The sequence below is a fragment of the Algihabitans sp. genome (assembly GCF_965226985.1).
Classification (GTDB): domain Bacteria; phylum Pseudomonadota; class Alphaproteobacteria; order Kiloniellales; family DSM-21159; genus Algihabitans.
Genome location: NZ_OZ245712.1, coordinates 2,255,065 through 2,273,406 on the forward strand (window position 1 = coordinate 2,255,065; position 18,342 = coordinate 2,273,406).

At 65.4% G+C, this 18,342-nt stretch carries 20 protein-coding genes; 8 read left to right on the forward strand and 12 right to left on the reverse strand.

Annotated features, from left to right (window positions below; translation table 11 throughout):
• Positions 1-304: 304 nt before the first annotated feature.
• The 3 genes from ACO054_RS10380 to ACO054_RS10390 form a co-directional block, all read right to left on the reverse strand.
• Positions 305-2,206: a propionyl-CoA synthetase gene (locus ACO054_RS10380; protein WP_421706497.1), complete on the reverse strand. Its 1,902-nt coding sequence runs from the start codon at positions 2,204-2,206 to the stop codon at positions 305-307.
• A 96-nt stretch (positions 2,207-2,302) separates the two neighbouring features.
• Positions 2,303-2,671: a hypothetical protein gene (locus ACO054_RS10385; protein WP_421706498.1), complete on the reverse strand. Its 369-nt coding sequence runs from the start codon at positions 2,669-2,671 to the stop codon at positions 2,303-2,305.
• Positions 2,668-3,234, reverse strand: a complete 567-nt coding sequence (locus ACO054_RS10390; protein WP_421706499.1) for an EndoU domain-containing protein — start codon at positions 3,232-3,234, stop codon at positions 2,668-2,670. Before ACO054_RS10390 ends, ACO054_RS10385 begins: the two co-directional genes overlap by 4 nt.
• 137 nt (positions 3,235-3,371) lie before the next feature.
• Between ACO054_RS10390 and ACO054_RS10395 the strand changes: the two genes are divergently transcribed.
• The 3 genes from ACO054_RS10395 (at position 3,372) to ACO054_RS10405 (ending at position 6,656) form a co-directional block, all read left to right on the forward strand.
• The gene (locus ACO054_RS10395; protein ID WP_421706500.1) at positions 3,372-5,000 is read left to right on the forward strand and encodes an acyl-CoA synthetase; all 1,629 of its coding nucleotides are present in this window, start codon (positions 3,372-3,374) and stop codon (positions 4,998-5,000) included.
• 56 nt (positions 5,001-5,056) lie between these two features.
• Positions 5,057-5,686: a LysE family translocator gene (locus tag ACO054_RS10400; protein ID WP_421706501.1), complete on the forward strand. Its 630-nt coding sequence runs from the start codon at positions 5,057-5,059 to the stop codon at positions 5,684-5,686.
• A 241-nt stretch (positions 5,687-5,927) separates the two neighbouring features.
• The gene (locus ACO054_RS10405) at positions 5,928-6,656 is read left to right on the forward strand and encodes a THxN family PEP-CTERM protein (protein ID WP_421706502.1); all 729 of its coding nucleotides are present in this window, start codon (positions 5,928-5,930) and stop codon (positions 6,654-6,656) included.
• Positions 6,657-6,825: 169 nt separating this feature from the next.
• On the opposite strand, the gene ACO054_RS10410 is transcribed toward ACO054_RS10405, so the two are convergent.
• Entirely contained in the window at positions 6,826-7,341 is a 516-nt protein-coding gene (locus ACO054_RS10410) for an SET domain-containing protein (protein ID WP_421706503.1), read from the reverse strand.
• A gap of 161 nt (positions 7,342-7,502) precedes the next feature.
• Complete coding sequence (locus ACO054_RS10415) at positions 7,503-7,700, reverse strand: YdcH family protein (RefSeq protein ID WP_421706504.1); 198 nt, start codon at positions 7,698-7,700, stop codon at positions 7,503-7,505.
• Between the two features lie 273 nt (positions 7,701-7,973).
• Between ACO054_RS10415 and ACO054_RS10420 the strand changes: the two genes are divergently transcribed.
• Positions 7,974-8,606: a UbiX family flavin prenyltransferase gene (locus ACO054_RS10420; protein WP_421706505.1), complete on the forward strand. Its 633-nt coding sequence runs from the start codon at positions 7,974-7,976 to the stop codon at positions 8,604-8,606.
• 29 nt (positions 8,607-8,635) lie between these two features.
• On the opposite strand, the gene ACO054_RS10425 is transcribed toward ACO054_RS10420, so the two are convergent.
• Complete coding sequence (locus tag ACO054_RS10425) at positions 8,636-9,196, reverse strand: TIGR02444 family protein (RefSeq protein ID WP_421706506.1); 561 nt, start codon at positions 9,194-9,196, stop codon at positions 8,636-8,638.
• Positions 9,189-10,289, reverse strand: a complete 1,101-nt coding sequence (locus ACO054_RS10430; RefSeq protein ID WP_421706507.1) for an ATP-dependent 6-phosphofructokinase — start codon at positions 10,287-10,289, stop codon at positions 9,189-9,191. Before ACO054_RS10430 ends, ACO054_RS10425 begins: the two co-directional genes overlap by 8 nt.
• Positions 10,290-10,500: 211 nt before the next feature.
• On the opposite strand from ACO054_RS10430, the gene ACO054_RS10435 reads away from it, so the two are divergent.
• Positions 10,501-10,713, forward strand: coding sequence for a YdcH family protein (locus tag ACO054_RS10435; protein ID WP_421706508.1), 213 nt, complete (start codon positions 10,501-10,503; stop codon positions 10,711-10,713).
• 70 nt (positions 10,714-10,783) lie between these two features.
• Here the strand turns inward: ACO054_RS10435 and ACO054_RS10440 are convergent, their stop codons facing one another.
• Complete coding sequence (locus ACO054_RS10440; RefSeq protein ID WP_421706509.1) at positions 10,784-11,548, reverse strand: GGDEF domain-containing protein; 765 nt, start codon at positions 11,546-11,548, stop codon at positions 10,784-10,786.
• A 414-nt stretch (positions 11,549-11,962) separates the two neighbouring features.
• Between ACO054_RS10440 and purE the strand changes: the two genes are divergently transcribed.
• Positions 11,963-12,460 carry a 5-(carboxyamino)imidazole ribonucleotide mutase gene (gene purE, locus ACO054_RS10445; protein WP_421706510.1) on the forward strand — a complete coding sequence of 166 codons (498 nt, stop codon included), beginning with the start codon at positions 11,963-11,965 and terminating at the stop codon, positions 12,458-12,460.
• 53 nt (positions 12,461-12,513) lie between these two features.
• Positions 12,514-13,653: a 5-(carboxyamino)imidazole ribonucleotide synthase gene (locus tag ACO054_RS10450; protein ID WP_421706511.1), complete on the forward strand. Its 1,140-nt coding sequence runs from the start codon at positions 12,514-12,516 to the stop codon at positions 13,651-13,653.
• A 92-nt stretch (positions 13,654-13,745) separates the two neighbouring features.
• Here the strand turns inward: ACO054_RS10450 and ACO054_RS10455 are convergent, their stop codons facing one another.
• Together ACO054_RS10455 and def are read right to left on the reverse strand one after the other, a co-directional pair.
• A complete protein-coding gene (locus ACO054_RS10455) occupies positions 13,746-14,399 on the reverse strand; it encodes a COQ9 family protein (RefSeq protein ID WP_421706512.1) in 654 nt (217 codons plus the stop codon).
• On the reverse strand, positions 14,396-14,986 hold the full coding sequence (gene def / locus ACO054_RS10460) for a peptide deformylase (protein WP_421706513.1): 591 nt from the start codon (positions 14,984-14,986) through the stop codon (positions 14,396-14,398). Before def ends, ACO054_RS10455 begins: the two co-directional genes overlap by 4 nt.
• Before the next feature lie 410 nt (positions 14,987-15,396).
• Here def and rpsU point away from each other — a divergent pair, with 410 nt between their 5' ends.
• A complete protein-coding gene (gene rpsU / locus ACO054_RS10465) occupies positions 15,397-15,600 on the forward strand; it encodes a 30S ribosomal protein S21 (RefSeq protein WP_119166197.1) in 204 nt (67 codons plus the stop codon).
• Between the two features lie 138 nt (positions 15,601-15,738).
• On the opposite strand, the gene ACO054_RS10470 is transcribed toward rpsU, so the two are convergent.
• Positions 15,739-16,836 carry a 3-hydroxyacyl-CoA dehydrogenase family protein gene (locus ACO054_RS10470; protein WP_421706514.1) on the reverse strand — a complete coding sequence of 366 codons (1,098 nt, stop codon included), beginning with the start codon at positions 16,834-16,836 and terminating at the stop codon, positions 15,739-15,741.
• An 83-nt stretch (positions 16,837-16,919) separates the two neighbouring features.
• Positions 16,920-18,317, reverse strand: coding sequence for an NAD(P)(+) transhydrogenase (Re/Si-specific) subunit beta (locus ACO054_RS10475; RefSeq protein WP_421706515.1), 1,398 nt, complete (start codon positions 18,315-18,317; stop codon positions 16,920-16,922).
• Positions 18,318-18,342: the final 25 nt, after the last annotated feature.

Sequence of the window (18,342 nt, forward strand, 5' to 3'; positions counted from 1 at the left end):
TCCTTATCCTCAGGTTGGCGAAGACCCCCTCGTTCTTGAGTACGGCCATCCTTCGACAAGCTCAGGATGAAGTTGTACTGAGGCTCGATGAGAAGAACTCATCGAGCTGAAGCAAGCGCGCCCCAAACGCACGCTTCGGCGCGCCCGCAGCGTCAGCGAGGACAAGCCTGCGTGGCGTTTGAACGCTCTACAGCGCTTGATGAGGTCTCCTCAGCGAGCACTGGTCTTAGAATCTTGAGACCTTCGTCTTCATCCTGGGCCTGTCGAAGGGTGCCGGTACCCTCGGCACCGTCGCAGCCCCCTGCTAAGCGGACTTTCGCGCCAGGCCGATGCCCTGCAGACTCTCGTCGATCTCGTCGAGGATCGCCGGGTCGTCGATGGTCGCCGGGGTCTTGTAGGTCTCGCCATCGGCGATCTGGCGCATGGTGGCGCGCAGGATCTTGCCGGAACGGGTCTTGGGCAGGCGCGGCACCACGGTGGCCTGCTTGAAGGCGGCGACGGGGCCGATGCGGTCGCGCACCATGGCCACGACCTCCTTGACGATCTCCGCCTCGCCGCGCTCGACCCCCTTGTTGAGCACCAGGAACCCGACCGGCATCTGGCCCTTTAGGGAATCGGCCACGCCGATCACCGCACACTCCGCGACATCCGGGTGACTGGCCAGCACCTCCTCCATCGCGCCGGTCGAGAGACGGTGGCCGGCGACGTTGATGATGTCGTCGGTGCGCGCCATGACGAAGACGTAGCCCTCCTCGTCGATGAAGCCGGCGTCGCCGGTCTGATAGTAGCCAGGGTATTCCCGCAGATAGGTCTTGCGGTAGCGCTCCTTGGCGCCCCAGATGGTCGGGAAGGTGCCCGGCGGCATCGGCAGCTTGCCGCAGATCGCGCCGATGGTGCCCGGCGCGACCTCCCGGCCGTCCGTGTCGAGAACCTTAAGGTCCCAGCCCGGTACCGGCCGGGTCGGACTGCCGGGCTTGATCGGCAGGGTCTCGATGCCCAGGCAGTTGGCGGCGATCGACCAGCCGGTCTCGGTCTGCCACCAGTGATCGATCACCGGCCGGCCCAGCTTCTCCTGCGCCCACTGCAGCGTGTCGGGATCGCAGCGCTCGCCGGCGAGGAAGAGCGCACGGAAGCCGCCGAGGTCGTAGTCGGCCAGCAGCTCGCCCTTCGGATCCTGCTGACGGATCGCGCGGAAGGCGGTCGGCGCAGTGAAGAGCGTGGTCACCTTGTGCTGCTGGATCACCCGCCAGAAGGCGCCGGCGTCCGGCGTACCGACTGGCTTGCCCTCGTAGACTAGGGTAGTGGCGCCGTAGAGCAGCGGTGCATAGACGATGTAGGAATGGCCGACCACCCAGCCGATGTCGCTGGCCGCCCAATAAACCTCTCCCGGCTTGACGTCGTAGACGTGGCGCATCGACCAGGTCAGAGCGACCGCATGGCCACCGGTGTCGCGCACGATACCTTTCGGCTGCCCGGTGGTACCGGAGGTATAGAGGACATAGAGCGTGTCCGTCGCCAGGACCGGCACGCAGTCGTGCGGCTCGGCGGTGGCCATAACCTCCTCCCAGTCCTCGTCCCGCCCGGCCATCAGCTCGCAACGTTCCTGGGGGCGCTGCAGCACGATGCAGCGCTCCGGCTTGTGCACCGCCATCATGATGGCGGCGTCCAGCAGCGGCTTGTAGGGCACGATCCGCGCACCCTCGATCCCACAGGAGGCGGAGAGCACGAGCTTCGGCGCGCAGTCGTCGATCCGGGTTGCCAGCTCGTTGGCCGCAAAACCGCCGAAGACGACGGAGTGGATCGCGCCCAGACGGGCACAGGCCAGCATCGCCATGACGGCCTCGGGCACCATCGGCATGTAGATGATGACCCGGTCGCCCTTGCCGACGCCGCGCGCCGCCATCGCACCGGCCAGCTTCGCCGTCAGGTCGCGCAACTGGCCATAACTGTAGTGCCGGACCGTGTCGGTGACCGGAGAGTCGTAGATCAGCGCCGTGTCGTCGCCGCGCCCCGCCTTCACATGGCGGTCGAGCGCGTTGTAGCAGGTGTTCAGCTTGCCGCCGGGAAACCAGCGATAGTAGGGCGGGTCCTGGGCATCCAACACCCGGTCCCAGCGCTCATACCAGTGCAGCGCCTCGGCCGCCTCCCCCCAAAATCCCTCAGGATCCTCAAGCGACCGGCGATGCAGTTCGTCGAAGCTGCCCATGACTGACCTTCCCTCGCCTCTGTCTTTGACTCTTCTTGGTTGAGCAGAACGGTAGCCGCAACGTCCGGGGACTGGCAACGGCGCGCTCTGAACTTGTTAGGAGCGCAGCGCGGTCTGCCAGGCCTCGACGCAGCGGCGGAACAGCAGCGCGTCGATCCGACAGCCGGACGTCTCAGGTCCCTCCAGAAGGTGCAGCCGTGCCTCACCGTTCCGCAAGGTCAGACGGTAAGCATTGCCGGTGCGTTCCAGGCCCTCAAGCTCGCCGCGCTCCACCCGTCCCAAGTCGGCGAGCAGCCGGGCGATCCCGGACAGGCCGCCTTGCAGGTCGCTTTCGAGGAAGCCGGCGAGCGCTTCGTAGCCGGGCTGCACTCGAAGCCTTGGCAAGCGCCCTAGCGAGTCTGCAGCAAGAACCGTCACCGGCAAAGGCTCGGCAGCGGCCGACAGCGTGTCGTCATCCGCCGTCATGGCGCAGCTTCAACGTAGATCGGCCAAGCCGTGTTGATGCGGCGCCCGTCCGGCAACAGCCAGCCCTCGATCAGGAAGCCCAGCCCCGGATCGCCGCGCCATTTGCCCTGCCCGTTTCGCGCATCACCGCCCTGCGCATCGTGAAAAGCCGCCAGGACGGCGTCGAGCACCTGTTGCGGCGTCATGCGGTCGGGAAAGAAGCTGGAGAACTTCTCGTCGGCCGTCTGCCAGCCGGTTGCCAGGCGGCGGACGGCCACCTCGGCCGTGTAGACGCCCAGGGCGTTGGGCCCGTCGATCACTTCGACCAGCCGGGCGTTCGGCGGATCGGCCCCGTGCGGACGCGCATGAAAGCCAACCGGCCGACCTCGGCGATTGATCTCCCCGCAGAAGATGTGCGTTAGGTTTACCGGCGGCTCGGTTGCAGACCAGACCGGCTCCGGCCCGCTGCAGTCGATCTCCAGCGCCCCGGCGGGCGTCGTCAGGCAGAAGACGAGGAGGCAAGCCGACAGAAGCGTGCCGAGCGGAAAGACGCCCAGCCTAAGTCCGTGGAGCCCCCTGTGCATCTTCCTCCCCTTCTCGGCAGGTGCTGGTCGCGTTGCGGCGGCAGCCGCAAACCCAATCGTGCCCGGGGCCCGCCACGTTGGCGAGCGGCCGCCGCCTGGTGTAGGACAGAGGGAAGAACCGGGAAGGACGCCTTGCCATGACGGGACCGGATCCCTTCGAACTGCACCTTGAACCCAACGCAGCCAACTACGTGCCGCTGACGCCCCTGGGATTTCTGGAGCGGGCAGCGGCGGTCTTCCCCGAACGGCCGGCGGTGGTCCATGGAAGCCAGCGCTTCACCTGGCGCCAGGCCGCCGAACGCTGCCGGCGGCTGGCCTCGGCGCTGTCCAAGCGGGGGATCGGCTTGGGCGACACGGTCTCCGTCATGTGCCCCAACACGCCCCCGATGTGGGAGGCGCATCTGGGCGTTCCCATGACCGGGGCCGTGCTGAACGCCCTCAACGTGCGGCTGGATGCGGACACCATCGCCTTCATCTTGGAGCACGGGGAAGCCAAGGTCCTGATCACGGACAGCGAGTTCCACGGCACCATCGCGGCTGTCCTGAAACGCCTAGACCGCGAGATCCTGGTGATCGACGTGGACGACCCGCAGGGTCCGGGCGGCGAACGCCTGGGCGAGGTCGAGTACGAAGACTTCCTGGCCGAGGGCGATCCCGACTTTCACGGCCATCGGCCGGCCGACGAGTGGGACGCCATCGCCCTCAACTACACCAGCGGCACCACCGGCAATCCCAAGGGCGTCGTCTATCATCATCGCGGTGCCTACCTGAACGCCCTGGGCAACATCCTGACCTGGAGCATGCCGGCCCATGCGGTCTACCTCTGGACGTTGCCGATGTTCCATTGCAGCGGCTGGTGCTTTCCCTGGACCGTGACGGCGCTGGCCGGAACCCACGTCTGCTTGCGCCGGGTCGAGGCCGCCACGATCTACAGGGCCCTGGCGGAGGAGGGCGTGACGCATCTCTGCGGCGCCCCCATCGTGATGCAGATGATCCTCGGCGCCACGCCCGAGCAGAAACGGCCCTTCCCGCAGCAGGTCCAGATGATGACGGCGGCCGCACCGCCGCCGGCCAGCGTGCTGGCCGCCATGCAGGAGGAAGGCTTCGAGGTGACCCACGTCTACGGACTGACCGAGGTCTACGGCCCCGCCGTCGTCTGCGCCTGGCACGAGGAGTGGAGCGACCGTCCCATCGAGGAGCAGGCGGATCTCAAGTCGCGCCAAGGCGTGTCCTACCCGGTTTTGGACGGGCTGATGGTCGCCGATCCACAGACGCTGCAGCCGCTGCCCTGGGACGGCGAGACGCTGGGCGAGGTCTTCATGCGCGGCAACATCGTCATGAAGGGCTACCTGAAGAACCCGAGCGCCACCGACAGCGCCCTGGCGGACGGCTGGTTCCATACCGGCGATCTGGGCGTGACCCACCCGGACGGCTACATCCAGCTCAAGGACCGCTCCAAGGACATCATCATCTCCGGCGGCGAGAACATCTCCTCCATCGAGGTCGAGAGCGCGCTCTACCGCCATCCCGCCGTCGCGGCCGTCGCCGTGGTCGCCAAGCCCGACGACAAGTGGGGGGAAACGCCCTGCGCCTTCGTAGAGCTGAAACCCGGCGTCGAGGCGAGCGCGGAGGAACTGATCGCCTTCTGCCGGGACAACCTCGCGCACTTCAAATGTCCGCGCCATGTGATCTTCACCGAGCTGCCCAAGACCTCCACCGGCAAGATCCAGAAGTTCGCCCTTAGGGAACAGAGCCGGCAGAGCTAGCTCGGGCATCTGAGGAGATCCCACCGGTCCGAAAGGCGCCAAAACGAGTTGGAGCAATGACCCTCGAACAGCTTCTGATATTTCTGCCTGCCGCGGCCCTGGTCGCGGCTTCGCCGGGGGCGAACAACCTGCTATCGCTGATCAACGGCGCGCGGGCGGGTCTGAAGGCGACTCTCGTCAGTCTGCTCGGACGTCTTGCGGCCTTTTCCCTGATGATCGCCCTCGTGGCGGCGGGTCTGGGGGCGATCCTCGCAGCCTCTGAACTGGCCTTCACGATCATAAAGTGGCTGGGCGTCGCCTATCTGACTTACCTGGGCATCCGGCTCTGGACTTCGCGCGAACTCGAGCTGAATGGCGGGACGGTCGACGTGCCGCCAGGGGGCACTCTGGCTCTGGCCCGCAAGGAGTTCCTGGTCGCGATCACCAACCCCAAGGCCATCCTGCTGTTTACCGCCTTCCTGCCGCAGTTCGTCGTACCGGGGTCCCAGACCTGGATCCAACTTCTCTGGCTCGGCGCGCTCTACATCCCCGTCGAGTTCTGTGCCGCCTGCCTCTATGCAACCGCCGGTTCGCGGGTCAGGAGACTGCATCTGACGGCGACACGCCTGCGACTCATGAACCGAATCGCCGGCAGCATGATGCTGGCTGCCGCCGTTTTTTTGGCCGGCAGTCGCCGTACCACCTGACAGCGGTCAAGCAAGGGGCCGCCGCGCCTTAACGGATTGATCTCCATATTTTATACGAGGATGTTAACCATTTTTTCTAACCATTGCATATGGTTAGATTGGTTCCTAATTTCCCTCCAGGCACCTTGTGTGATGATTGTTGGCTTGACTTTATCCTATAAAAGCCTCAAATATTAATTGAATGTTAAGTTCTTTGGGGGCGGCAGCGCACGGCGGCCGCAGAGGGGAAATGATGAAAAGAGTGACGAAACTGGCCCTTGGCGGGGTGATGTTTGCTGTTGCGGTGGTCGCAACGGCCTATCCCGCGAAGGCCGCGGTCATGGGCGCGACGGTAACCAACATTACCGCAAGTTGGTTGAACCCCGATCCGAGCAACGTCTACATCGACAACGAGGGCCGCACGGTCTCCGCGCGCTGGGGCATCCCAGCCAGCTGGTGGGGCAGCCGCAGCGGTTACGATTTCCGGGCCAGGACCACGCCGTCCGACCTGGAGGCGGGCGACAGCTTCAGGATCGGCAGCTTCAAGCATCTGAACTACCCGATCTACGGCACGCCCCTGTCGAGCATTTCCCTGTCGGTTACCTTCGAAGGGCTGATCAAGGGCAGCGACACGCCCTTCAAGGTCACCTCGCTGTTCGACTTCGAGCACACCGAGACGCCCAACGTCTGGGGTCGTTGCCCAACCGGCAGCCGCAGCACCTGCGACGACATCGTCACGGCCACCTTGAACGAGGGCGCCTCCGAGTCCGTCGTCGTTGACGGCATGAAGTACCTCTTCACGATCGCCGGCTTCCAGGTGAACGGCGAGCAGTTCGAGAACTGGCTGACCAAGGAGCATCGCTCGAACAAGGCCAATCTGGTGGCGAGCCTCGAAGTGCACCCGGTGCCCTTGCCGGCCGCGGCCTGGTTCCTGCTTACGGCTTTGGGCGGCCTCTTCGGTATGCGCTGGCTAAAGCGAAGCGCGGCCTAACGGCGACGGCGGGTTTCATCTTTCGAGGCGGAGCCATCCGGCTCCGCCTCCGGAAATTTCGACTTCAGCCGCCTGGCTCCCTTACAGAGTCAGGCGGCTGAAGCTTTTCCGGCCCCGATTTCACGAAGCGACAGAAAAGGCCAGCCGGTCAGTCGAGCGGCAAGCGGTCTCAGCCCGACTCCCCGACGTCGCCGTTGATCTTGCGTTGCAAGTAGGCCGCGAAACGTCCGGCGTATTTCCGCTGCAGCTCGGGCTTGCGCCAGTCCTGGCCCGTTACGACACCCCGGCAATCGGCTGCACCGCAGCAGCACTGCATGGCCCAGTCGTCGTCGTCGCCGGTGGCGTAGTCGAAGGTCAGTTCTTCCCCGGCGACGATATCCCGCAAGGCGACGAAGACGATCTGCCCCTCAATGGCAAGGTTGGGCGTACAAGAATGATTGAGGTACAGCATGCTGTCGGCACGCTCTTCCTGGGTCCTCGGCCCGAGAAAGAGGTGCTCGGAGATCTGGATCTCAGCCGGCCCCAGGGTTTCAGCGAGCCGGTCGCGCTCAGCCCGGTCGAAGACGTGGCCGCCCTTGACGGCGACGGCCTCACTCGCAGCGATAGCGCTGCAGGCGAAAAGACCGCGCCCTTCGATCGCGCTGTCGCGTTTTTCCACCTTGGGCGAGAACCATGACTTGGTCATGGCAAAGGCCTAAACGATGGAACGAGACCGTGCCAATCGAACAGCCGCCGCAACGAGCCGGCAAAGCGCCGCTCAGACGGATCTCTTTGAAAAACCCGAAACCGACCTAGAAACGACACCGACAGGCGGGCCGCAGTGGGGCATAGGGTTGGGGCTGGGGTTCAGGCGCGGAGTTCGGCCTCGATGGGCGGAACCACCGTCTGCATTGTGGCGATCTCGTCCTTAAGTCTCAGCTTCTCGCGCTTAAGTTCGTGGAGTCGAAGTTCGTCGGGGTGAGGTCGATGGCTTTCTTCACGGATGGCGTTGTCCACAACAGCATGCTGACTGCGCAGGGACTCGATCCGGTCGTGCACCGACATGCTTCGTCTCCTTATGTGGGTTATGGAAAATATGTTACCCCTCTCCACCGGATTTGTGAAGCGCTCCGGCGGGCGAAGTCTGGTGATAACTTGGTGATTCTACCAGCCAACCCATTTCACAAAGCCTAAGGCACTGTTCGCGGTCACTGCAATTCAAGACGAGTCTAGAGGGCGATCCTGTTCGATGGAAGCCGCATCGGTTCCACGGAACACGGGAATTGCAGTCTGAACCTATAATGAGAGCACAGCAGTCGGGAGTTTCAAGTGTCGGGAATGCATGAAGAGTCGGTCGGCAGAGCTGCCCGACTGATCGTCGGGATCAGCGGCGCCAGCGGCGTCGTCTACGGCCTGCGCCTGTTGGAGGCGCTGCTGGCACTGCCGGTCGAAAGCCATCTGGTCATGACCAAGTCCGCCGAGATCACGCTGGCCTACGAGACCGACATCAAAGTGCGGCAGGTGAAGGCGCTGGCCGACGTCGTCTACCCCATCGAGGACATCGGCGCCGCCATTTCCAGCGGCTCCTTCAAGACGCTGGGCATGGTCATCGCCCCCTGCTCGATCCGCTCGATGTCGGAGATCGCCACCGGCGCCACCTCGAACCTGCTGACCCGGGCGGCCGACGTCACGCTTAAGGAGCGGCGGCGTCTGGTGCTGATGCTGCGCGAAACGCCGCTGCATAGCGGCCATCTGCGCAACCTGCTGGCTTTGTCGGAGATGGGCGCGGTCGTGGCGCCGCCGGTTCCGGCCTTCTACGCCAACCCGCAGACGATCCAGGACCTGGTCGACCAATCGGTCGGCCGCGTGCTCGATCTCTTCGACCTGGAGTCGCCCCTGGTCACACGCTGGGGCGAACCGGACGATGACGGCAAGGTGGTACGGGCGCGCAAGCGGCAAACCCAGAGCTGAACCGGCTGTCGCGCCGAAGCAAGCTGCGATCAGCCCTCGACGCTGGCGCGTAAACTGGCCTCGGTCAGAGTTTCCAAGGCCATGACGTCGGCGCCGCCGGCCAGATCCGCACGGTCCAGCAGCAGCAGGCTGAGGTTTTGAGCAATGGCCTCTCCACTGGGTCGCCCTTCCGGAAGGGACAGGGCCGTCCAGAGTGCCTCCTGTTCGATCCGCTCCGCTTCCAGTTCGGCCGCCTTGATCCCCTCGCGCAAGGCCTGCCCCGCGCCATCCAGATCCTGGCGTTTCATCCAGCGCCGCGCACCGCGCAGCGGGCGCACGACCTCGAGGTGCCAGGCCTCGACCGCGCCGTTCAGGATCTCCAGTTCCTGCCGCGTCAGAGCATGTCCCCTTGCGCCCGCGAAGCAGGCGTAGAGCAGCAGGTTCACGTCCAATCCGTGCATGTCCTGCAGCGTGATGCAGGCCTCCTGCACCTCCGGCCGGGCATAGGCGGCTAGGGAGAACCGCCAGAAGGGCGAGCCCCCCGACGAGCTCGCTTCCGACAGGTCACTCTCCGGCCTCCCCCGGTCCGGGACGTCAGCAGCGCTAGTCATCGCTGAAATCGTCGCCGAAGGAGATACCGAGACCGCGGGCTGTCCGCACCAAGGCTCCGTCCGTCTCCACGGCGTGATAGGCCTTGATGGCATCGACGATGGGGACGTCGATGACGCCGCGCCCGGCCCAGGCCACCATGCGGTCGAAGCGGCCCTCGGCAATCAGATCGACGGCGTGAACGCCGAAGCTAGAGGCCATCAGGCGGTCGCGCGGCGTCGGCGTCCCGCCCCGCTGGATATGCCCCAGCACGGTGACCCGAGTTTCAGCGCCCGTCGCCTCGGCGATGCGGCGCCCGATGTAATGGCCGATCCCGCCGTAGTGGACGTCGCCGCTCTGCTTCGTTTCCGCTACCGGCTCCCCCGTCTCGGTCCGCAGAGCCTCCGCCACGATGACCAGCGCGAAGTTGCGGCCGGACTGCCGCAGCCGGCCGATCTTTCCGGCGATGCTGTCGATGCTGTAAGGGATCTCCGGGATCAGAATGACGTCGGCGCCACCGGCAATACCGGCCGAAAGGGCGATATGCCCGGCGTCGCGGCCCATGACCTCCAACACCATGACCCGATCGTGGCTGGCGGCGGTCGGCTGCAGGTGATCCAGCGCCTCGGTCGCCACCTCCACGGCGGTGTCATGACCGATGGCCACCTCGGTATCGCCCAGGTCGTTATCGATGGTCTTGGGAATCGCCACCAACGGGATGCCGCCCTGCTCCGCCAGCCGTCGGAGGATCGCCAGCGAACCGTCGCCGCCGATGCCGATCACCGCGTCCAGGCCCAGTTCGCGGATGCCCGCGATGATCTCTTCCGACCTGTCGATCCTGCGTCCGTCCGGCATGGGGTAGTCGAAAGGGTCGCCCTTGTTGGTGGTGCCCAACACGGTCCCCGCCATACGCAGTAAGCTGCCCGTGAACTGAGAGAGGTTCAGAACCTCCGCCTCGAAGGGACGGGTCAGCAGACCGGCCGTGCCCTTATGGATGCCCACCACCTGCCAGCCGTAACCGTAGGTCGCGCGCTGAACCACCGCGCGGATCACCGCGTTCAGGCCCGCGCAGTCGCCGCCGCTGGTCAGTATCCCGATGCGCCCGATATCCGCCATGCCCCTGCCGCCACCCTCCCTCGCTCTTGCCCCACGTCTTTTGTTCGGGCCGTTGGTCGGCATGCTATCGCCGGACCTTCAGCCCTTCCGACACCTGGCCGGCGCTCCGACTTTCCGTCATGCGTTCCCGCGCGACAAGTCTGCGCAGCGACGCCGCGACATGCTATGCTCGCCGGTCAAAGGATTTGTACTGTCGACGGATTGCCGCACTATGCGTCTCAACGAAGCGGAAAAGGAACGGCTCAGGGTCGAGCTGGAGGAGATGAAGTGCGAGCACCGCGACCTGGATGACGTTATTGCCCGCGTCGCGGAGGTCGCCCCCTTCGATCAGCTGAAGGTCCAGCGCCTGAAGAAGCGCAAACTCGTCCTGAAGGACGAGATTCTTCGAATCGAAGGCCTTTTGCTGCCCGACATCATCGCCTAGCCGACGCGCTAAGATCGGAACGACCGCCGCCTCAGGCAGCCACCGTATTCGCTCCGTCAGTCCTTGAAGGCTATTCGTTGACGGCGACCGCATTGCCGCGTTTGTGCGCGTACATGCGCTGGTCGGCGGCCGACAGGGCCTCATCTACCTCCTCCTTACCGGAAAAGGCGTAGACACCGTAGGACACGCCGACGGTCAGCTCATGACCTTGCCACACAGCCGGTTCGGAAACGATGGCGTTGGTCAGATCCTGCGCCTTCTGCAGCGCGGTCTGCTCGTCGACCTCGACCAGGATGACGCCGAACTCGTCGCCGCCGAGCCGCCCCACCACGTCGGAGCCACGGGTGATCTGCAGCAGCGCTTCGGCCACATGCCTAAGGGCGGCATCGCCGGCGGGATGCCCGTAGCTGTCGTTGATCTGCTTCATCCCGTTGACGTCGAAGTAGATCACGGCCCCCGGGGAGTCGTAGCGTTCCGCGAAGGCCATCAGGCGCGTCAACTCGCGGAGGAACGCGCGGCGGTTGGCCAGCGGCAATAGGCTGTCCTGATCCGCCAATTCTTCCAGGTGCCCGATTCGGCGACGCGCCCGGTCGAGATCTTCGCGCAGGCGCACAACTTCACCGATTAACTGGTCCAGCGCCGCACGGACCTTCGGCGTGAGCTCCGCTTCCGACAGACCGAGGAGCGAGGCCGCGTCCGCAACCGCGCCCACACCACCGGCACCGCCAGCCGCGCCTGCTGGCGCCGCGGCTCCGGTCGAGCGCACGCCCGAAACGTTGCCGGCCGCTCCGGTTCTGACCGAACCGCGTGGCCCTGTGGAACTCCCAATCTTCATGGGATCCGTCGTTTCCCCCAGCCTAGGGCGCCAGTATCCGGCGCCGGCGTATGCGGTCCTTAGGTGGCCCCCGACCCTCCAATGCCCTAGGACCGGTTGCAGAAGGGCCAAGCCGAACCAATTCGAATCCTAAGGGACCATTGGTAAAAGCTTTCTTCATAACGCCCAGCATCCAGCACAATCGTATACAGATATTCAACTGGGCACGCCGGAGTCGCGCCTTAGCGGCTCCTCGTCCGGCTTCGCCAAGATCGCGCCGGCAGGCGATCGCGCTTGCTCCCGACCATCGCGATCTGAATAATCGCCGACTTTCGCGAGCGGTCGACGGCGAAACAGTGGATTGGGGGGCAGTCGACCAGGGGTGCAGTCGATCGATGAGCCCCGGAAAGCACTTCAAAACCTTGGGGATCGGGAATGGCGGACGCAGCGCCGAAAATCGGAATCATCATGGGCAGCCAGTCGGACTGGCCCACCCTTCGTCACGCCGCAGAGGTGCTGGATGAATTGGGTCTCGGCTACGAAACCCGGATCGTCTCCGCGCACCGCACCCCCGAACGGCTGCGCGACTACGCACAAGGGGCTCGGGAACGCGGTCTGAAGGTGATCGTCGCGGGAGCCGGAGGCGCGGCGCACCTGCCGGGTATGGTCGCCGCCAACACAGCCCTGCCCGTCTTCGGCGTCCCGGTGGAAAGTCAGGCCCTGAGCGGTCTGGATTCGCTGCTATCCATCGTGCAGATGCCGGGGGGCATCCCGGTGGGAACCCTGGCAATCGGCAAGGCGGGCGCCAAGAATGCAGGCCTGCTGGCGGCTGCCGTAATCGCGTTGGAGGATGCCCAGGCGGCGGCGGCGCTGGACAACTTCCGAAGCCGCCAGACCGAAAGCGTGGCAGAGGTGCCGCATGACGATGTCTGAGGCCATACCTCGCCGTCCGGCCTGCTTGGCCTCTGCGAGAGGCCATTGCCCCCATGTCGGATAACCGCTCCGTGCCCTCCAGACCGCCGTCGTCCCCCGCCCCCTTGGCACCCGGCGCCGTCGTGGGCATGCTCGGCGACGGCCAGCTCGGCCGTATGGCCGCCCTGGCGGCAGCAAGGCTGGGCTACCGCTGCCACGTCTTCGGACCGACCGCAGACGGCCCGGCGCACCAGGTGACAAACCTTTCAACCCTCGCCGACTACAACGATGAAACCGCCCTCGCGGCCTTTGCAGAGGCCGTCGACGTCGTGACCTACGAGTTCGAGAACGTTCCTGCAGCGACCGCCGCCTTTCTAGACGGCCGCGTGCCCGTCCGTCCCGGCCCCCAGGTCTTGAACCTCTGCCAGAACCGCCTGCGGGAAAAGGACTTCCTCGCCTCCATCGAGGTCGCGACGACCCGCTACGCCGAGGTGCGCGATGCCGAGGGCGCGCGCCGCGCACTTCGCGAACTGGGTCGGCCGGCGGTGCTCAAGACGACCGAGTTCGGCTACGACGGCAAGGGCCAGGCGCTGCTGCGCCGGGAGGCGGACGCGGAGACAGCCTGGGTGGAGATCAGCGCCCATACGGCAGGTCAGGCCGGCGAGACCGTCGGAATTCTGGAAGCCTTCGTCGATTTCCGGCTCGAGATCTCCGTGGTCGTCGCACGCAGCCTGGACGGTCAGATCGAGACCTACGTGCCGGTCGAGAACCAGCATCGCAACCACATCCTGGATCAAACCATCGTTCCGGCCCGCATCCCGCAGGACGCGGCCGACCGGGCCGAGGGCTACGCCCGCCGTATCGCGGAGGCGCTCGACCTGGTCGGTGTGATCGCCATCGAGATGTTCCTGACCACCGAGGGGAAGATCCTGGTCAACGAACTGGCCCCGCGCCCGCACAACTCGGGCCACTGGACCATCGATGCCTGCGCGACCAGCCAGTTCGAGCAGCAGATCCGCGCCGTCTGCGGTCTGCCGCTCGGCTCTTGCGAGCGCCACTCCGATGCCGTGATGAAGAACCTGATCGGCGAAGAGGCGGGCCGCTGGGCCGAGATCCTGGCCGAGCCCGGCGCCCGTCTGCACCTCTACGGCAAGGCCGAGGCGCGCCCGGGCCGCAAGATGGGCCACGTCACCAAGCTGTCGCCACGGGGCTGAAGCGGCCTCGTCGCAGATCGCCGGTCTTCGTTGATCGCGGGTCTTCGTTGATCGCGGGTCGATCCGGGTCCAGACTATTCGCTACGTAAAGCTCAGACGCGGGGGCCGAAGCCACGACTTCGGTTGAATAGGCTGCTCGGTGCGTCCATCAGGCGTTGGATCGACTTGCCGAGCGTGCCGCCGATCTTCAGCACGTTGGTCAGCCGGCGGTCGAGAAAGTCCCAGCTCGCGGCCGAATCCTCAGAGCGGTCGGACAGCCAGTAAAGCAGAGTCGAGGAGTAGACACCGGCCAAGAGCGACCGCTTGGTGTAGTAGTTGTAGTCGGTCGCGGTATCGCCGGCGGCGTACCAGATCAGATCGCAGGTCCGCCAGACCAGCCGGCTCCCCAAGGGAAGGTTGGGCGGCAAGGCGAGGAAAGAGAGCGCGCGCTGCGTCTCTTCCCGATAGGGTTCCAGCAGTTCGAGACGGCTTCGAACGCCCAGGGCCACCTTGTCGCGCACCCGCATGTCCTCCAGCGGATGGCGCTCCATCTCTTCGAGCATCCGGCGGTCCATCTCGGCGCTGAAAGCCTCCAGCAGCTCGCGCGCGCCTCCGGGAAAGAGGTTCTGAGCCTCGGCCATTGAGAGGCCCAGATCGCGCGCGCCGGCGATCAGCGCCTGCCCGCTCCAGCCGTCGAAGGCGACGTGCTGCACGGCGGTCTGCAGCAACTCGCTCCGACGTGCCTCGAAAGCCTCGGCTTGGGTCATGATGCCTCCTTGATGTTCGGTGAACCCGCGGCCCGAGCGGACTCCGCAGCAGCATGCGGCGCCTCGCCGGCCCAGTGCCGCAGTTCCGACGAAAAAAGCAGATCCTTCAGGTTCTTCATGCGTTGAGGATAGAGAATGCCGTCCAGATGATCGCACTCGTGCTGCACCACCCGGGCATGGAAGCCGCTGGCCTCGCGTTCGATCCGCATGCCGTCGAGATCGAGACCGCTGTAGCGGATCCGCGTCCAGCGCGGCACCAGCCCCGCCAACTCGGGCACCGACAGACACGCCTCCCACCCCAGGGCCGTCTCCTCCGACAGCGGTTCGATCTCGGGATTGATCAGGACGGTCAGTTCCACGGCCTCCGCCCCCTCGGTCCGCGCACGTTCGGGCGCGACCTTGAAGATCACCAGCCTGAGCGGGACATGAACCTGAGGCGCGGCCAACCCGGTGCCGGGCGCGTCCTGCATGGTCTCGATCATGTCCGCCACCAACCGCCGGATCTCCGGCGCGGTTGGGTCGGTGACGGGTTCGGCCGGTTGCAGAAGGACGGGATGGCCCATGCGGGCGATCTTTAGAATTGCCATCGCCAGACTATGGCGTCGCGCGGGTGGATCGTCCACCGTCCGAAGTCCGACGTGATCGCGTTTCCTTGGCCGCCGCGAGCGTCAAGAAGGCGCAGTCGGAGACCGGAGCCGGATCGCGGAGCTGGGACAGCCGAGGACCTGCGATCACATCCAGGTCCGCTCCGGCAGGCTCGATATCTCGCGCCACCCTGCCCGCATGCTCTCGCTTTCCGCCCTTTTCTTTTCCGATGCCCAGTGCTATATCGCCTGTTCCCGCTAGGCCTCGCCGGCGGGTTATTGTGTTTGCCTGTAGCTCGAGTCGCGCCCGGTCTGCCCCAAGGCAGGCCGTTTTCCGTGAGGCGAGACCGTCAGGCTCCAGGCGATCCGTCACTCAGTGGACCGCAAGACATCGACGAGGAGGTCGAGACAAGGTGCACGTTACCGTTCGTGAGAATAACGTCGATCAGGCCCTGCGCGCGCTGAAGAAGAAGATGCAGCGCGAGGGTATTTTCCGCGAGATGAAGCTGCGTCGGCACTTCGAGAAGCCTTCTCAGAAGCGTAAGCGCGAGCGCGCCGAAGCCGTGCGCCGCCACCGCAAGCTTCTGCGCAAGCGCATGGAGCGCGAAGGCTTCTAGCGCTGGCGTCCGGCGAAAGCCGAGACTGCAAGACGTTTCGCGGTTAGCACGAAAAAGCCGGGCCCCTCGCCCGGCTTTCCGTGTCTTCAAGGCAGGTGCAGTGTGCCGCCACCCACCGGCGGAAGCGGCGCGGCCAAGCTAGCTTCGCAAACTGCCGACGCGCTCCAACGACTTCGGCAAGGCCGCGCCGTAGCGCTCCGCCAGCGGCCGCACCAATCGCTCCACCTCGACTCGCCCCAGCGAATCCATCAGTTCGCAAGGCTGGCGGCCGAAGCGCAAGGCCACCTCCGCCCCCATGTCGATGTCGGCCGGTCCCGCCACCTCCTCATCCAGCTCTTCCAGAACCGGCAGAAAGGTGGCTCCCAGCAAGCGCTCGGCGATCGGCCGGTCGCGCTGCGCGTCCGGTCCCGGGTCGCTGCCGAGATCGAAGGCCTCTTCCGCCTCGCCGGCCCGGGTTAGATAGTCCGCCGGCGCATAGAAGGCACCGAGCGGCTTCAGGTTGCGTACCGCGTGCAGGTTGATGCGCGGCTTGATGATGTTCTGCACGAAGAAGGGCCCAGCGGCCACGCCCAGCGCCTCCTGCGCCACGCGGTCGATCTGGGCCGGCGTGCCGAGTCCGTCATCCACGCAGCGCGAGGCCTCGTTGGTGTAGGGACAGAAGAAGCGATTCACGGCGAAACCGAAATTGTCCTTGCAGAGCAGGGGTTTCTTGCCGGTACCCTGGCAGAACTCCAAGGCTGCCGCGACCGTCGCTTCGCTGGTGGCGGTGCCACGCACCACCTCGACCAGCGGATTGATCTGGGCCGGGCTGAAGTAGTGCAGCCCGAGGAAGCGCTCCGGCGCGGCCACGTGCTGCGCCAGGTCGGAGACCTTCAGGCATGAGGTGTTGGTCGCGATCAGAGCATCGGAGCGGGCAATCGGCGAGAGCGATTCGAAGGTGCGGGCCTTAAGGTCGAAGTCCTCGAACACCGCCTCGATCAGCAGATCGGACTCGGCCAAGTCCGGCAACGCGCCGGTCACGGCGATCCGTCCCTGCGCCGCCTCGGCCTCCTCCGCGCTCATCCGCCCCTTGTCGACGGCACGGCCGAAGAAGGTCGCCGCCTCGCCCTGGGCCTTCGCGAGCTGGCTTTCCGTCACGTCGTAAAGCGTCACGGCGATCCCGCGCGCCGAGGAGGCAATCGCAATCCCGCTCCCCATCGTGCCAGCCCCGATGATACCGATCTTTGAAACAGCCATACTCCCGCCCTCTCAAACGATGAAACGCACAAAGCAACGGGGGGCCGAACCAGCCCCCCGTCCAACCGCGAAAGCGGCAAAGCCTATTTCTCGAGCGCCTTAACGATGCTCTCGCACATCTTCTTGGCGTCGGCGAGCAGCATGTAGGTCTTGTCCATGTAGAAGACCGGGTTGTCGACGCCGGCGTAGCCCGAGCCCATGGAGCGTTTTACGAAGAGCACGTTCTGCGACTCTTCGACGTTGAGCACCGGCATCCCGTAGATCGGGCTGGAACTGTCGGTCTTGGCCGAGGGGTTGGTCACGTCGTTGGCGCCGATCACGAAGGCCACCTCGGTATCGCGGAACTCCGTATTGATCTCGTCCATCTCGAAGACCTCGTCGTAGGGCACGCTGGCCTCGGCGAGCAGTACGTTCATATGGCCTGGCATGCGGCCCGCCACCGGATGGATCGCGTACTTGACCTCGACGCCCTCGGCCTTCAGCAGCTCGGCCATCTCGCGCAGGGCATGCTGCGCCTGGGCCACCGCCATGCCGTAGCCCGGCACGATGATAACCTTCTCGGCATTGCGCATCATGAAGGCGGCGTCCTCGGCGGAGCCTTGCTGCCAGGTCTTGTCGCCCTCGTCTCCGCCGCCGCTGGCCGCCGCCGACTCCCCGCCGAATCCGCCCAGAATGACGGAGAAGAAGGAGCGGTTCATGCCCTTGCACATGATGTAGCTGAGGATCGCGCCGGAGGAGCCGACCAGCGCCCCCGTGATGATCAGCAGATTGTTCTCCAGCGTGAAGCCGATGCCCGCCGCCGCCCAGCCCGAGTAGCTGTTCAGCATGGAGATCACCACCGGCATGTCGGCCCCGCCGATCGGGATGATGATCAGTACGCCGAGCGCCAGGGTAATGAGAACGATGATCCAGAAGGTCACGCCCGACTGGCCGCTGACCAAAGCGATGATCATGACGATGGTCAGCAGGCCCAGGCCCAGGTTGAGCCAATGCTGCATCGGGAAGACCACCGGCTTGCCGGAGACCAGCCCCTGAAGCTTCGCGAAGGCGACAAGCGACCCGGTGAATGTGATGGCGCCGATCGCCGTGCCGATGGCCATCTCGACCAGGGAGGTCGTCTTGATCTCTCCGGCCTGGCCAATACCGTAGGCTTCCGGATTGTAGAAGGCGGCGGCTGCGACCAGAACGGCGGCGAGGCCGACCAGCGAGTGGAAGGCGGCGACCAGCTGGGGCAGAGCCGTCATCTGGATGCGCAGCGCGATGATCGTGCCGATGGCGCCGCCGATCAGAATACCGCTGAAGATCAGAAAGAAGTTCAGTTCGGGCAGCATGAAGAGCGTCACCAGAACGGCGATGCCCATGCCGATCATGCCCAGCTTATTCCCGCGCCGGCTCGTCTCCGGATGCGACAAGCCCTTGAGCGCGAGGATGAAGCAGATACTGGCGCCCAGGTAGAGCAGCGTGGCGAGATCGTGGCTCATAATGTCTGTCTCTCTCCTCGGCCGG